This is a genomic window from Algibacter pectinivorans (genome assembly GCF_900112595.1).
GTDB classification, from domain to species: Bacteria; Bacteroidota; Bacteroidia; order Flavobacteriales; family Flavobacteriaceae; genus Algibacter_B; species Algibacter_B pectinivorans.
Genome location: NZ_FOMI01000003.1, coordinates 44,863 through 60,842, shown reverse-complemented (window position 1 = coordinate 60,842; position 15,980 = coordinate 44,863). Strand labels below are relative to the sequence as shown.

15 protein-coding genes are annotated in these 15,980 nt (G+C 32.4%); 8 read left to right on the top strand and 7 right to left on the bottom strand.

Annotated features, from left to right (window positions below):
• Positions 1-52 precede the first annotated feature (52 nt).
• Entirely contained in the window at positions 53-2,257 is a 2,205-nt protein-coding gene (locus BMY96_RS05295) for an ATP-dependent DNA helicase RecQ (protein WP_092850021.1), read from the bottom strand.
• A 249-nt stretch (positions 2,258-2,506) separates the two neighbouring features.
• On the opposite strand from BMY96_RS05295, the gene BMY96_RS05290 reads away from it, so the two are divergent.
• From BMY96_RS05290 to BMY96_RS05265, 6 genes are all read left to right on the top strand, one after another.
• Positions 2,507-3,424, top strand: coding sequence for a KpsF/GutQ family sugar-phosphate isomerase (locus BMY96_RS05290; protein WP_432416256.1), 918 nt, complete (start codon positions 2,507-2,509; stop codon positions 3,422-3,424).
• Positions 3,424-4,257, top strand: a complete 834-nt coding sequence (gene tatC, locus BMY96_RS05285; protein WP_092850017.1) for a twin-arginine translocase subunit TatC — start codon at positions 3,424-3,426, stop codon at positions 4,255-4,257. Before BMY96_RS05290 ends, tatC begins: the two co-directional genes overlap by 1 nt.
• A 148-nt stretch (positions 4,258-4,405) precedes the next feature.
• Positions 4,406-5,146, top strand: a complete 741-nt coding sequence (gene lptB / locus BMY96_RS05280; RefSeq protein WP_092850015.1) for an LPS export ABC transporter ATP-binding protein — start codon at positions 4,406-4,408, stop codon at positions 5,144-5,146.
• 343 nt (positions 5,147-5,489) lie between these two features.
• Entirely contained in the window at positions 5,490-6,350 is an 861-nt protein-coding gene (locus tag BMY96_RS05275; RefSeq protein WP_092850012.1) for an SPFH domain-containing protein, read from the top strand.
• A 2-nt stretch (positions 6,351-6,352) separates the two neighbouring features.
• The gene (locus BMY96_RS16115; RefSeq protein WP_245750550.1) at positions 6,353-6,847 is read left to right on the top strand and encodes a hypothetical protein; all 495 of its coding nucleotides are present in this window, start codon (positions 6,353-6,355) and stop codon (positions 6,845-6,847) included.
• 2 nt (positions 6,848-6,849) lie between these two features.
• A complete protein-coding gene (locus tag BMY96_RS05265) occupies positions 6,850-7,017 on the top strand; it encodes a type II toxin-antitoxin system antitoxin (protein ID WP_092850010.1) in 168 nt (55 codons plus the stop codon).
• 5 nt (positions 7,018-7,022) lie between these two features.
• Here the strand turns inward: BMY96_RS05265 and BMY96_RS05260 are convergent, their stop codons facing one another.
• Entirely contained in the window at positions 7,023-7,913 is an 891-nt protein-coding gene (locus tag BMY96_RS05260) for a DUF808 domain-containing protein (protein ID WP_092850007.1), read from the bottom strand.
• Positions 7,914-7,929: 16 nt separating this feature from the next.
• The gene (locus BMY96_RS05255; protein WP_092850005.1) at positions 7,930-8,676 is read right to left on the bottom strand and encodes a CDP-alcohol phosphatidyltransferase family protein; all 747 of its coding nucleotides are present in this window, start codon (positions 8,674-8,676) and stop codon (positions 7,930-7,932) included.
• Between the two features lie 116 nt (positions 8,677-8,792).
• Between BMY96_RS05255 and BMY96_RS05250 the strand changes: the two genes are divergently transcribed.
• Both BMY96_RS05250 and BMY96_RS05245 read left to right on the top strand, forming a co-directional pair.
• The gene (locus BMY96_RS05250; protein ID WP_175473518.1) at positions 8,793-9,860 is read left to right on the top strand and encodes a putative type IX sorting system protein PorV2; all 1,068 of its coding nucleotides are present in this window, start codon (positions 8,793-8,795) and stop codon (positions 9,858-9,860) included.
• Positions 9,860-11,044, top strand: coding sequence for a lipoprotein N-acyltransferase Lnb domain-containing protein (locus BMY96_RS05245; RefSeq protein ID WP_175473517.1), 1,185 nt, complete (start codon positions 9,860-9,862; stop codon positions 11,042-11,044). Before BMY96_RS05250 ends, BMY96_RS05245 begins: the two co-directional genes overlap by 1 nt.
• A gap of 28 nt (positions 11,045-11,072) precedes the next feature.
• Here the strand turns inward: BMY96_RS05245 and BMY96_RS05240 are convergent, their stop codons facing one another.
• Genes BMY96_RS05240 through BMY96_RS05225 form a run of 4 tightly spaced genes read right to left on the bottom strand, consistent with a single transcriptional unit; the run spans position 11,073 to position 15,978 of the window.
• Entirely contained in the window at positions 11,073-12,464 is a 1,392-nt protein-coding gene (locus tag BMY96_RS05240) for an exopolysaccharide biosynthesis polyprenyl glycosylphosphotransferase (RefSeq protein WP_092850001.1), read from the bottom strand.
• Between the two features lie 58 nt (positions 12,465-12,522).
• Positions 12,523-13,536, bottom strand: a complete 1,014-nt coding sequence (locus tag BMY96_RS05235; protein WP_092849997.1) for a glycosyltransferase family 4 protein — start codon at positions 13,534-13,536, stop codon at positions 12,523-12,525.
• On the bottom strand, positions 13,533-14,897 hold the full coding sequence (locus BMY96_RS05230; protein ID WP_245750549.1) for an O-antigen ligase family protein: 1,365 nt from the start codon (positions 14,895-14,897) through the stop codon (positions 13,533-13,535). The genes BMY96_RS05235 and BMY96_RS05230 overlap by 4 nt, the downstream gene beginning before the upstream one ends.
• The gene (locus BMY96_RS05225; RefSeq protein WP_092849995.1) at positions 14,884-15,978 is read right to left on the bottom strand and encodes a glycosyltransferase; all 1,095 of its coding nucleotides are present in this window, start codon (positions 15,976-15,978) and stop codon (positions 14,884-14,886) included. The genes BMY96_RS05230 and BMY96_RS05225 overlap by 14 nt, the downstream gene beginning before the upstream one ends.
• Positions 15,979-15,980 lie beyond the last annotated feature (2 nt).

Sequence of the window (15,980 nt, the reverse complement as noted above, 5' to 3'; positions counted from 1 at the left end):
GGGTAACCTGCCTGCCGGCAGGCAAGCGCCCAAATCATTTATTAAAATGCATTTAGTTTGCTACTTCGCTAATAAATTTAATACGGTATAAACGCAGTTCTTCATCGTCATAATCGCCATCAAATTCCTCGATTGCTAAACCAATGCTATCGGTTTCAGATTCCATGAAATACTCGTGAATTTCTTCTTGCTGGTCCTCGTCTAGAATATCGTTTAGCCAATAATCTATATTTAACTTAGTACCCGAAAACACAATGGCTTCCATTTCTTTTATAAACTCGGACATCGACATACCTTTAGATGACGAAATATCGTCTAAGGGCAATTTCCTGTCTATATTTTGAATAATGTATAGCTTATTGGCAGAATTGGTTCCTGTAGATTTTACAACTAAATCGTCTGGACGTGTAATATCATTTTCCTCGACATATTTTTCAATAAAGGCCACAAAATCTTTTCCGTATTTTTTAGCTTTACCCTCGCCAACTCCATGTACATTGGCCAATTCGGTTAAGTTAATGGGATATTTTAAGGCCATATCCTCCAATGATGGATCTTGAAATATAACAAACGGCGGAACGCCTAACTTTTTAGCATTCTTTTTACGTAAATCTTTTAACATGCCCATTAAAACAGGGTCGGCAATAGCACCACCTCCTTTTTGTGCTGTAATAATGGTACCATCTTCTTGTTCACCTTCAAAAATATGGTCTTCGGTCATCATAAAAGATTCTGGTTTTTTAGGGAACTCTCTACCCGCTTCCGATAGTTTAATAACGCCGTAAGTTTCTATATCTTTTTTAAGATACCCAGCCACTAAAACTTGCCTTAATAAGGCCATCCAATATTTATTATCTTTATGTTTACCACCACCAAAAAACGGTTGTTCGTTTGTTTTGTGCGAGTTAATTAAAGCGTTTTCTTTACCTATTAAAACGTTTACTAAATCTTTAGATTTGTATTTTTCATTCGTGTTAGCAATAGTTTCTAGCAATAACTTAACATTATCCTTTGCCTCGACCTGCTTTTTAGGATGCCTTACATTATCATCCATATCGCCACCTTCGCCTGTTTCATTATCGAACTCTTCGCCAAAATAATGCAGGATAAATTTTCGTCTAGAAATGGATGTTTCGGCAAAAGCAACTACTTCTTGTAGTAAGGCTTGCCCTATTTCTTGTTCGGCAACAGGTTTACCTGACATGAATTTCTCAAGCTTTTCAATATCCTTGTACGCATAATATGCTAAACAATGGCCTTCGCCACCATCACGTCCTGCACGTCCTGTTTCTTGATAATAACTTTCTATACTTTTTGGAATATCATGATGAATTACAAAGCGCACATCTGGTTTATCTATTCCCATACCAAAAGCAATAGTAGCCACAACCACATCCACATCTTCCATAAGGAATTTATCTTGATGGCTAGACCGCGTTTTGGCATCTAAACCAGCATGATATGGTACTGCATTTACACCATTTACTTGAAGCACTTGTGCTAACTCCTCAACACGTTTTCTGCTTAAACAATATACAATGCCCGATTTACCTTCGTTCTTTTTAATGAACCTAATAATATCGACATCTACATTCTTAGTTTTTGGGCGTACTTCGTAATATAAATTAGGTCGGTTAAAGGATGCTTTAAAGGTTTTAGCATTGCCAATACCTAAATTTTTAATAATATCTTCTTGCACTTTAGGCGTTGCGGTAGCCGTAAGCCCAATAATTGGAATATTATCGCCTATCCGTTTTATAATGTGTCGTAGGTTTCTGTATTCTGGTCTAAAATCGTGTCCCCACTCACTAATACAGTGGGCCTCATCGATGGCCAAAAACGAAATTTTTACGCTTCTTAAAAACTCGACATTCTCTTCTTTGGTTAAGGATTCTGGAGCGACATACAATAATTTAGTTACGCCATTAACAATATCTTCTTTAACCTGCTTTATTTCGGTTTTATTTAAAGAAGAATTTAGCACGTGTGCTACACCATTTTCTTTTGAAACACCTCTAATGGCATCTACCTGGTTTTTCATTAAAGCAATTAAAGGAGATACAACAATAGCCGTACCTTCTTGCATTAATGCTGGTAATTGATAACATAGTGATTTTCCTCCGCCTGTGGGCATTATTACAAAGGTGTGCTGTCCAGCTAAAATACTTTCTATAACACTTTCTTGAAGCCCTTTAAACTTACTAAACCCAAAATACTTTTTTAGAGCGGCATGCAAGTCGTTTTTTGATATTGACATGAATTATTTTAAAATTATTGTTTAATTATTTCTCTAAAATGCACATAAATCAATTTTAAATAATTTCATAAAACATTAAGAGAAGCCTCATATTTTTTTCGTTAGTTTTGTAACCAATTTCCAAATTACAACAAAAATTCAATTTGACTAACATTTAAAGATAATAAAATCTTTAAAACTCAACTCAAAAAACAATAAATTTTGAAAGATAAAAATGCCATAATTAAAATTGCTAAGCAAACCATTGAAATGGAAAGCAAAGCTATTTTAAACTTAGCAAGCTTAATTACAGATGATTTTGCAGCGGCTACACAGCTCATTTACAAATCGAAAGGGCGCGTAATTATTACAGGCATAGGCAAAAGCGCTTTAATAGCAAATAAAATTGTAGCAACCTTAAACTCTACTGGTACACCTTCAATTTTTATGCATGCAGCAGATGCCATTCATGGAGATTTAGGCTTAATTCTTAAAGAAGATATCGTAATCTGTATATCTAAAAGTGGAAATACACCAGAAATTAAAGTATTGGTGCCACTAATAAAAAGTTCAAAAAATAAAATAATTGCTATAACAGGCAATCCAGAGTCCTTTTTAGGGCAACATGCTAACTATATTTTAAATGCTTTTGTAGAAAAGGAAGCATGCCCAAATAATTTGGCACCTACCACAAGCACTACTGCGCAACTTGTTGTTGGTGATGCTCTTGCGGTTTGCTTACTAGAACTACGGGGATTTTCTAGTAACGATTTTGCTAAATATCATCCAGGTGGCGCGTTAGGTAAAAAATTATACCTGCGCGTTAAAGATATTAGCTCTGTAAACCAAAAGCCAAAAGTAACTCCTAATACGAATATTAAAAGTGTAATTGTTGAAATAACCGAAAAGATGCTAGGGGTTACAGCTGTTGTTGAAAACGATGAAATTATAGGTATTATTACCGATGGCGATTTACGTAGAATGTTAACCAAAGTAGATGATTTTTCTGGGTTAACAGCAAAAGATATTATGGGTAATAACCCAAAACGTATTCAAGCCGATGCTATGGCTATTGACGCTTTAGAACTTATGGAAAACAACGACATTTCTCAGATACTAGTTGAGGAACATGGTAAATATGCAGGTATTGTACATTTACACGATTTAATTAAAGAAGGTATTATATAATGGCAAAAAAAGATATAAATGAGATGTCTTTTTTAGATCATCTTGAAGATTTACGTTGGCACCTAATTAGAATCTGTTTAGCCGTAATAATTGTAGCCACACTAGTATTTATTTTTAGCAGATTTGTTTTCGATAATATCATTTTTGCGCCACTAAATATGGGCTTTCCAACATATAGTATGTTGTGTGAAACGGCAAACTTTTTTGTTATGGACACCACGTTTTGTGCTAAAGAAATGCCAATGATATTACAAAACCGAACTATGGCTGGACAATTTTCAGCCGATATTTGGACCGCTATTTTGGGGGGCTTTATTATCTCCTTCCCATACGTTATTTATCAGCTCTGGAAATTTATTAGCCCTGGATTACATAGTAATGAACGCAAACATTCTCGCGGGTTTATAGTAATTTCATCACTACTATTCTTCATTGGTGTCCTTTTTGGTTATTATATAGTAACGCCATTATCCCTTAATTTTTTAGCTAACTACAGCATATCTACTCGTGTAGACAATCAAATTGATATAAGTTCTTATATCGCTTTAGTGAGGTCTTCTGCCCTAGCTTCTGGCCTAATTTTCGAGCTACCTATTATTATTTACTTTTTAACCAAAATAGGATTGGTAACGCCAGAGATATTAAGAAAATACAGAAAATACGCTTTGGTCATTGTACTTATTTTATCTGCCGTTATTACGCCGCCAGATATTGCGAGTCAAGTTATAGTAGCGATTCCTATTTTAATTTTATACCAAGTAAGTATCTATATTTCTAAAATTGTAATTAGAAACCAGAAGCGAAAAGAAAAGCAAATAGCTAAAAAACAATAAATTGTTTTTTAGTAAACCCCATGTAATAAAGATAGTATCGAGAACAAGTTTTAAGCTAGAAACACAAAACAGTTATTAAAGAATTAATCAAGACGTTATCATAGTTGTATATGATTTTACTATTTTTAGCGTTCAGTATATAAAAAATATGATTTTAAGAGCCGAAAATTTAATGAAGTCCTATAGCGGACGAAAAGTTGTAAAAGATGTTTCTCTAGAAGTTAATCAAGGAGAAATTGTTGGTCTATTAGGACCTAACGGTGCTGGTAAAACAACCTCTTTTTACATGATTGTTGGTTTAATTAAACCAAATGGCGGTCATATCTTTTTAGATAATACACAAATTACAAAATACCCTATGTACAAACGTGCACAAAACGGTGTTGGCTATTTAGCCCAAGAAGCCTCGGTATTTAGAAAACTAAGTATTGAAGATAATATTTTAAGTGTATTACAACTTACTAAATTAAGTAAGAAAGAGCAACTCATGAAAATGGAGTCGCTAATTGAAGAATTTAGTTTAGGTCATATTAGAAAAAGCCGAGGCGATTTATTGTCTGGTGGTGAACGTCGTAGAACAGAAATTGCTCGTGCACTAGCAACCGATCCTAATTTTATTCTTTTAGATGAACCTTTTGCAGGGGTTGACCCCGTTGCTGTGGAAGATATTCAGCGTATTGTAGCACAATTAACTAAAAAGAATATTGGTATCTTAATTACCGATCATAACGTACAGGAAACACTTGCTATTACAGATAGAACATACTTAATGTTTGAAGGTAGTATCCTTAAAGCCGGTGAACCTGAAGAATTAGCAAACGACGAAATGGTTCGTAAGGTGTACTTAGGTCAGAATTTCGAATTGCGTAAAAAGAAAATTCGAGAATAGGGGCCAAAGCCATATTTTATTTTTAAATATCTATTTTACAAACAATTAGGGCGTTACCCCACCCTTCGTGTATGCTCAGGGCAAGCGGTCGGGCTTTCCATTGCAATCCCTAACGCGCTTATCAACTAATTTTCAGCGTTTTATCTATTCAAATACGCTTATTCCGAATAAATTTATAAACTCTATTCATAAACTTACTATACCCTAACCAGTCTAGTTCTTCATTATAATCCATCCTATTAATAAAATATTTCAACAAAAAAAGTTAAACAATTATTCGTTTTATAAAAATTATCATATCTTTATGATATCAAATTAATATCATTTTAAACTAACAAAAATTATGGAACAAGAAAAAATAATTACACCAGCAAACGGATACTTAATGCTATTCGTATTTTTTATTATGTTCTTCGGTAGTATTATTGGCATCTTTATTACAGGGAACTTACTATTCGCAATTTCAATACTAATTGCTGTATTTATTGCATCGGGTTTTATTATGGTGCAACCTAATAACTCTAGAGTATTACTACTTTTTGGAAAATATGTGGGCACCATTAACAAAAATGGTTTTTATTGGGTTATTCCATTTTACACTAAAAAGAAAATTTCTTTGCGCGCCAGTAATTTTGATAGCGAACGTTTAAAAGTAAACGATAAACTTGGTAACCCAATAATGATAAGCACCATTTTAGTATGGCGAGTAAAAGACACTTATAAAGCAGCTTTTGATGTCGATGATTTTGAAAACTTTGTAAAAGTACAAACAGATGCTGCCGTTAGAAAATTAGCCAGCATGTACCCTTATGATAATTTTGCAGATGAAGGCTTAACAGAAGATATTACTTTACGCTCTAGCGTTAACGAAGTAAGTGAAGCTTTAGAAAAAGAAATAGACGAACGTTTATCTATAGCAGGCATTGAAGTTTTAGAAGCTAGAATAGGCTATTTAGCATACGCCCAAGAAATTGCAAACGCCATGTTAAAAAGACAACAAGCCACAGCTATTGTAGCAGCGAGACATAAAATTGTAGAAGGTGCCGTAAGCATGGTAGAAATGGCTTTGGAAGAATTAGGCAAAAAACAAATTGTGAATTTAGATGAAGACAGAAAAGCAGCCATGGTTAGTAATTTAATGGTTATTCTTTGTGGTGATAAAGATGCATCGCCAGTTTTAAACACAGGCACTTTAAACCACTAGAAATGAAACAATTTAAAGAAGAGCAACGCTTTACACAACCATGGTTAATTATTTTAATGACGGTTACCTCCATTGCCCCTATTGTAATTATTACCAATTTATTCTTAAAAAGTAATAACATGAGTACAAAGCAATATATTATAGCATTAAGTACTATTTTACTAGGATTCGGACTTGTTTTTATATTTAAGTTAACAACCCAGATAGACAAAATAGGCATACATTATAAATTTTTCCCACTCCATTTAAAAATGAAAACCATATCATGGAGCGATATTAAACATGCCGAAACTAGAACTTATAACGCTCTTTCAGAATATGGTGGTTGGGGATTAAAAGGTGGTTTTCTTTGGAATCAAGCAAAAGGAAAAGCTATTAATGTTAAAGGAGATATAGGAGTACAACTAACCTTAAACAACAATAAAAAGTTGTTAATAGGTACACAACAAAAAAACCAAGTAGATAGCGTTATAGCAACATATTTACATCAAAAATAATTATGGCAAAGAAAAAAGCATTTGCATTGCGTATAAATGAAGACATGCTGAAGGCTATTGAAAAATGGGCTGCGGATGAATTCCGTAGTACCAATGGCCAGCTCGAATGGATGCTAAATGAAAGTCTAAAAAAAGCTAAGCGAGCACCTAAAAAAAAGGATACCGATTAAAAGCTTTACTTCTTCTTAAAAATCAACTTTTTAATACCTATAAAAATTTTCACAGCAATATAAGCTCCTAACCCCACCAATAAACCTACTATAAAATCTCTTATAAAACTTGGTATAGTTTCTAAAAAATGATGTAAAAAATCAATATTATGAACAAAAATACCGCCCGCAACCAATAGTAAAGCTATGGTGCCTATTACAGATAAACTGCGTATTACCCAAGGCAAGGTATTAATAAGTAGATTACCAAATATATAAGAAAAACTCTTTTCGTTATCGTTAAGCTTTACCAGTTTTAAACCAAAATCGTCCATTCTAACAATTAATGCAACAATACCATAAACACCAATAGTTGCAATTATAGCAACTATAGACACGACAATAATTTGAAACAAAATTGGTCGTCCAATAACGGTTCCTAGGGCAATAATTACAATTTCAACCGAAAGAATAAAATCTGTAAAAATAGCCGACTTAACCTTTGCTTTTTCAGCAAGCATCATGTCTTCTTCAGATAAATCAACCGGATCAACTTCCTTTGTAGAAACCTCATTATGTTTTTCTGGCACAAAAAAGTGAAATATTTTTTCGAAACCTTCAAAAGCCAAATAAATACCTCCTAAAATTAATGCCAAAGTAACACCCCAAGGCGCAAATGCACTTAATAAAAAGGCAATAGGTAAAATAATGATTTTATTTAAAGCCGACCCCTTAGTAATAGCCCACAGTACAGGCAATTCTCTAGATGCTATAAATCCTGTTGCTTTTTCAGCATTAACTGCTAAATCATCACCTAAAATACCAGCTGTTTTTTTAGTTGAGATCTTGCTCATCACTACAACGTCGTCCATTAACGCTGCTATATCATCAAATAATGCAAAAAATCCTGAAGCCATAGTTGTATTATGTTTTTTATTTAGAAGTTAAATTGTCTAAAACAGACATTAAGATATATAGTATTATAATTACTGGAATAGCTGCAAATTGTAAAACAATTAAAAGTACAGCACATAAAATTATAAAAATGTATCGTGTAGCATTTCCTTTAAAACCATAAGTTTTAAATTTTAAGGCAAATAATTTAATACCCGAATTAAGTAAGTAACAGCTTAAAAAAGTAAGCCCTAACAAAAACCATGTATTAAGAATTATACTATTTATAGCATCGCTATTTTGAAACTCGATAATTAATGGTAAAGATATTATTAATAAGGCGTTTGCAGGTGTTGGCAAGCCTTTAAAATAAGTTTGTTGATCTTCGTCTATATTAAACTTAGCTAACCTGTATGCCGATGCTAGAGTAATAAAAAGCCCAAGCAATGGCAGTATTGGTACATTAAAATCTACACCAAACGTAGTTGGTTCCCAACTTTCACCTTGGACTAAATCTGTGTCTAGAGTTAATATTAACAGCTTATACATTATAACTCCAGGAACCAAACCACTAGTTACCATATCGGCTAGCGAATCTAACTGTAAGCCTAATTCACTTTGCACCTGTAACTTTCGAGCAGCAAAACCATCAAAAAAATCGAAAAACACACCTAGAAACACAAAAATAGCTGCCGATATAAAATTGCTATTAATAGCTAAAATTACAGCGATACAACCACACAATAAATTTAATAAGGTAAGTGCATTCGGTATGTGTTTTTTCATGTTTAGCTGTTTTAAGATTGTAAAAATAGCAAACAATTTCCGTCTAAAACAATATCTATTACAAATTGAAGTTTTAAAGATTATAAATTATGTGCATCTTTGTAAAAAAATTACGATTGAGACTTTACATCACCACTCTATTTTGTGTCTTAACTTCTAGCCTATTTAGTCAAACTGTTAGAAAATATTCTAATGAGTTTATGAATATTGGAGTTGATGCTGCGGCTTTGGGTATGAGCAGCGCGGTTACATCACACACAGGCGATGTAAATTCGGGGTATTGGAATCCTGCAGGCCTTTTAAAGCTGGAGGACAATCAACTATCCTTAATGCACTCAAGCTACTTTGCTAACATAGCCAATTACGATTATGCGGCTTTTGCTATGCCTTTGGATGATAATAGTGCCGTTGGAATTTCATTAATTCGTTTCGCGGTCGATGATATTTTAAACACAACACAGCTTATTGATGCCGATGGGAATATAAATTATGATCGTATAAGTTTATTCTCTACTGCCGACTATGGTTTAACTTTCTCCTACGCTAGAAGTTTGCCTGTACAAGGACTTAATTACGGTGTAAATGCAAAAGTTATTAGAAGAGTTATTGGAGATTTTGCCTCGTCTTGGGGGTTTGGTTTAGATGTTGGTATTCAATTTGAAACCGATAACGGTTGGGAATTTGGTGTTATGGCTAGAGACATAACTACAACGTTTAATGCCTGGGCCATTAATGAAGAAGCCTTTGCAACTATTAGCGATGCTGTTGAAGGGCAAAACCAAGAATTACCAGAAAGTACAGAAATTACTATTCCAAAGCTTCAAATTGGAATGTCTAAGCTAGTAGACTTTAATTATGATTACACGCTTTTAACATCGGTAAACTTAAATGTTAGGTTTGAAGAAAATAACGACCTTATTTCTACATCATTTGCCAGTATTAATCCGGCTTTAGGTTTTGAGTTTGGGTATATAGACATGGTTTATTTACGTGGCGGATTAGGTAATTTTCAAAATGAAGAACAATTTGGAAATGAAGAATTAACCTTTCAACCTAGTTTTGGTTTAGGTTTTAAATATAACGGCATTCAAATTGATTATGCTTTTACCGATATTGGCGACCAAAGTGGAGCCTTATATTCCAATGTTTTTTCTTTAAAACTTGATTTTAGTATCTTTAGATAATGAAGTTATTTATTCCAAAAATCATTCTCCTTATTTGCATTTTTTTAAGTGTTAAAGTAGCTTTTTCGCAACAAAATGTATTATCAAATCAGGCCGAAATTAGCGTATTAACGGTAGGTCCTGGAAATTCACTAAACGATGCTTTTGGGCATAGTGGTTTTAGAATAAAAGATTTAAACAACAGACTAGATGTTGTTTATGGGTATGGCGAATATGATTTTGATGCGCCTAATTTTTATTTAAAATTTGCCCAAGGACAGCTTAACTACTTAATTAGTAAAACAGATTTTACTAGGTTTTATAAAATTTATAGCTACCATAATAGAAGTATTAAAGAGCAAGTTTTAAACTTAACTCAAACCGAGAAACAAAAGCTGTATGACTATTTAATAAATAATTATAAAATTGAAAATAGGCGTTATTTATACGAGTTCTTCTATGATAATTGTGCCACAAAAATTAAAGATGTAACAAATATAGCCACCAATAACCGTATTACTTTTAACCCTCCAAACGATTTTGAAGACGCCACCTTTAGAACCTTAATTTATAGCCATGTAAACAAAAACTCTTGGGGCAGTTTTGGTATAGATCTAGCCTTGGGCTCTGTTATTGACAGAAAAGCTAGAACCGAAGACCATATGTTTTTACCAAAAAACATTTACAAATTCTTTGAGAACGCTACCGTAGGAAGCGAGAAAAAACCACTTGTTAAACTAAGTACGGTACTATATGTCGCTAAAGAAAACATACAACCAAGCACATTTTTTACAAGTCCGTTGTTTATTTTAGGACTCGTGGTTATGTTTATACTCTATATTACCTATAAGGATGTTAAAAACAAGAAACGTTCTGTGTGGTTAGATGTTAGCCTTTTTACACTAACAGGCTTAATAGGCATTTTAATTTTGCTGCTATGGTTTGCCACAGCCCATACAGGAACACATCAAAATTATAACCTATTATGGGCATTTGTTTTAAATATTCTTGTTGTAGGTCAGCTTTTTAAATCACAACCTAAGGATTGGTTTGTAAAATACATTAAACTTCTTATAATTTTACTTTGCCTATTAACACTACATTGGATAATTGGTGTTCAGGTATTTGCTATTGGTTTAATACCGCTACTTATAGCTTTATTTGTGAGGTATGTTTACTTAGTAAAACATTTTACTAAGCTTTAGAATTATACATTAAAGGCTATAAACTACACTATTGCCCTCTAAAGAATATCATGGTACTCAGGGTTTTAATTATAATATTCATATCTATAAAAAAACCTCTGTGCTTAATATAATACAAATCATATTGCAGTTTAAGCAAACTATCATCAATAGATGCACCATATCTTGTTTTTACTTGTGCCCAACCTGTTAACCCAGGCTTTACAATATGTCGGGTTTCATAAAAAGGTAGCATTTGCGCTAATTCTTTAACAAAAAATGGACGCTCTGGTCTAGGACCAATCAAACTCATTTCACCTTTTAAAATGTTAATAAATTGTGGGAATTCATCTAATCTAGAATGTCTCATAAATTTACCAAACGGTGTTATTCTAATATCTCCTTTTTTCGCCCAAACAGCTCCTGATTTTTCGGCGTTTTTTATCATGGTACGAAACTTAATAATTTTAAAAATTTTTCCGTTTTTTCCTATTCTGTCTTGCGAATAAAGAAGTGGTCCCCTATTGCCTAGTAAGTTTCCTATTAAAATAATTGGTAAGACTGAAGTTCCAATTAAAATTCCAATTATAGCAATTAATATATCGAAAAGGCGATGAAAAAATAGATATAGTTTATTTTGATTACTTCTGCTAAAAGGAAAGTATTTATAAAAATCTTTCCCAACAAACTGCACGGGTACACGATTCGTCATATCCTCATAAACCTGAGTATACTCGTTTATAGGAAAACCTTCTTCTAATAATTTAATTAAGGTATAATATATCTCGGAAGTAATGTTTTCTGAATTGTAACTAGCCACAACAATCTCCGATATTTTTTGTTGATTAATAACTTCCCTTATTTGATTTGGCTGATACTCTTTAATACCTCTAAATTTAATAGCTTCTTGAGTATTTAGCTCACAATTGACAAACCCTATAATTTTGTAATTAGGATCTGCACCTTTAAAAGCTTCCATAATAGTTTCAATATTAGAAGTTTCACCAATAATTAAAACCTTTTTATAAAATCTAGGAGTTCCAAAAAAAGTCACGTAACATATTCGCCATAAAAACAAAGCAAAAAGAATAGAAAAATAAAAGAATAAAATTTGAAGTCTGTTATCTGGTAATACCGGGGTAAAAAATGGTGTTAACAAATAAAATAAAACTGTAATAGACGATGTTAGCACAAGACCCGCAGCTATACTTTCAATTTTACTAGACTTTTGTAAATCGTATATTTCGAAAATGGTTCCGAAAACAGAAATATAAAGTATAAGTATAATTCCCCATGCCCATTTTTCGGTAGTTAGTATGAAATAATCAAAAGCAAAAGTGTTTCCTACTAAATAAAGCGCAAAAAGTATAAAAACTATATCGAAAACCCGCAAAAGAATTTTTCGTTCAGATATGTTAAAATGAATGCTGCTTTTAGCCATGTGAGAGGGATATTTAACGGGCTCTAAATATAAGAAGTATAATTTTATTAGGACTTAATTATTTTAATACTTTAAGCCATTGCTTTTCAATACTCTTCCAATCCATTTTTTCTGCCAACAATCTAGCATTTTGTATAAGTTGCTGTGTTTTTTTCGGTTGCTCCATAAGCTCTTGAATAGCTTCCACGAATACTTTAGATGAATTGGGAGGCACAAGTAACCCGTTGTTATGGTTATCAATTAAATACGGCATACCGCCAACATTTGTAGATACTATGGGAAGCCCCAATGCCATAGCCTCAATAACACTTACCGGCATATTATCAAAATTAGTAGTGTTTATAAAAATGTTATAATCTTCTGAGAGTTTAATCCATTCTGGCTTAGATAATTTACCTGTAAAACGCACTTCTACCTGCATTTTATTAGCATAATCTTGCACTTTTTTTAAACTACCATCGCTATCTGGACCTACCATACAAAGACTAGCTTCTACGCCATTATCTTTTAAACCTTTTAAAACGTCTATAGCTAATAATGGATTATAAATTTTTGAGAACGACCGTACCCAAAGTAAATTAACCTGGGAAAAAGTTCTTGGCTTAAACTTATAATTATCAAGCTCAATAGAATTTGAAATGTTTATAATATTGTTAAAACCCTCAGCCTCAAACTTAGACTTTATATATAACGATGGTGCTATGTTAACGTGTGCATTATTAAATATAGCTCTAGAGAGTTTTGGAGAGTTTTTAATTCGCAGTGGGAGGTTTCCACCATGTAAAATTGGAATAAAAGGGATCTTTAAAAGTCTACATAATTGACTTACAAAAAAAGCATAATAAAAGTTAAGTGTACTATAAGTGTCAATAATAACATAATTTGTATTTTTTCTATGCTTGAAACATACCAATAACATTTCTAAAAGCCTGAATGCTATATTTTTTTTATTAGATGCTGCATAAACCGTGTAACCTGCTGTAGATAATAATGGCCCCAATATATCTATACAAGATAGATTTGACTTAGGTGTAATACCGGACTTGCTACCAATGTATATTATGGTTTTCAATTTTTAATTGGTTTTAATCGTTTTTGTTTATCCGTTTTTTTAGTTCTAATTTGAATATCTAATAAGCAAAGTCCATAAATAAAGGCTGGAGCCGCAATTCGCATTGCAGAATGATTAATTGTTAAAAACCAAAAGATATAGCACGAATAGAAAAAAATATTTGATCTATTTTTTAAACGAAAAAATAATGGAACGAAAAACAGTATACAAAAGGCCGCCAAACCAAATAAACCATGCTCTGATAGTATTCGACTCATTTCATTATGCGATGCTGCAAGTGTTCCTACTTTTTCTTCTCTTAGCTGTTTAATTTTACCAACACCAACACCTAAAATAGGGTTATTAAAAAACTCGTCCAATTCAAAAGAAATTAAATCACTTCTTCCTGTTGAAACATCTTGTTTTTCCCTACCTAAAGCATCTCTATTAGTATATCTATTATCAATTAAACCACTGGTTTGCATTGATGAATACAACCATATACCTAAACCCAAACCCACAAACACAAAAACCAATCTACTTATTCTAAATTTGCCTTTGGAGCTAACCTTTCCAAAGTAAAAAAAGATAAATGCAACAATCATAAATATTGCAGTTAGCACACCTCCTCTACTAAAGGTTACAATACCTCTAAAACTCACTGCTGCCAATAAAACACCATTAATTATTTTAAGAAATAATGTTGGAGAGTGCATAAAAAACCTAATTGAAAAAAGAAACATACCTAAGCCTAAAACTGTAGATACTTGGTTAGGGCCAAAACCTCCAGATGCCGCAAAGTTAGACCCGGTTCCTCTTAAAGTTTCACTAATATCAGGCGTATATAAAAATAAGTAAACCGTCATTGCTATTAGTGGCAAAGCCATATTGAGCAAAACCTTATGTATATTATTGTAACTTATTTTACGCTTGTAGCAAAAAACAGAAACAATACCTAAACATATTGGACCACTTAAATTAAATGCTATATCTGTTCTTATTGAGGATTGTACGGTAGCATTTAAACCTGCTACTAATATTCCTGGTATCAATAAAAAGATATAAACTAAATATGGTAAAGGTTGTTTACTCGCGTTATAAGTTACAATACCTATTAACGTAAATAAGATAACCAGGTATTTAGAGGCCTCATATAAAACATTACCTCCTGTCATTCTAATAAAAACCTCGGCACCCACAATATAACTACATGCCATTAATACCTTAATTACCTTTTGCGATGGTTTTATTGTAAAAATTTGATAAGTAAAATATACAAATATACCTAAAAGATATAGTACAGATAGAAACTTAAAGATGTAAATTAGTACCCCTAATACAACATGTAAGCCTATTAATTTTATGTAACTATAGTTTTTCAATGTGTTTTTTTATGATTGATTTATATACTTTAATAATATTTTTTATTTGTGCCTTTTCAGAGTAATAAGTCTCAACATGTAATTTAAAACTCTTTTTTAAATGTTGTCTCAACTCATTGTTTTCAATTAAGTTAATAATTCCTTTTGATAATTTGTCTTCAGAAGATTTTTCGACCAATAATCCGTTAACTTGGTTTGTAATTACTATTTCACACTCACCAACCCTGGTAGCAATTACGGCTAAACTTGATAATCCATACTCTAAAAGTCCTATTGGCAATCCTTCAGATATTGAAGATAATACTCCTATTTCGCATTGTGTTAATATATTATAAATATCTAGTTTTGCATTGTATAGATACACCGATGATTCTAGGTTAAATTCCATAATTGTATCGTGAACACTTTTTGAATACTCATCATTAAACGATTTACCAACACAATGAAGCGACCAATCTGGATACTTAACATTCACCTTATTAAATGCTTTTATAAGCGTAATATGATCCTTTTGAGGCCTTAAATTAGCTAAACAAACTATACGCTTATTAGCTACACCCTTTAAAATTGTTTCTTGCAAACTCTTATTTAAGGTTGCAAAATTAGGCTGGTAAGACACGTGAGCATGCTTTAACTTTTGGATTGCCCAAGTTTGCAAATTTTTATTCACGCTAAAAACATGTGAAAAAAATTTGGAACAGCCCTTTAAAACAACATGTTTTCTTTGGTTTAAAAATTCGCTATTACCATAATGATCATGCCAAATTACTTTAACTCGAAGGTTTAATATTTTTATTATTGTTGCTAAAAAAAAGGAGGATGAATGTGCATGAATAATTTGAATATTGTTTGTCCTAATAAACCTTGATAATTTGTTTATAGCTTGAATATCGAAAGCGCGTTTTTTCTCTAAAAATAAATAATCAACTGTGTTTAGAATATCTTGTTTTAACAAACCTTCTTTTCTAGTAGCACATAAAGCCGCATATTCAATATTGGAAGACAAAGCATTGGCTATATTTACGGCTACACGTTCTGCACCGCCTGTTTCTAAAGAATCGATTAATTGTAAAACTCTCATCT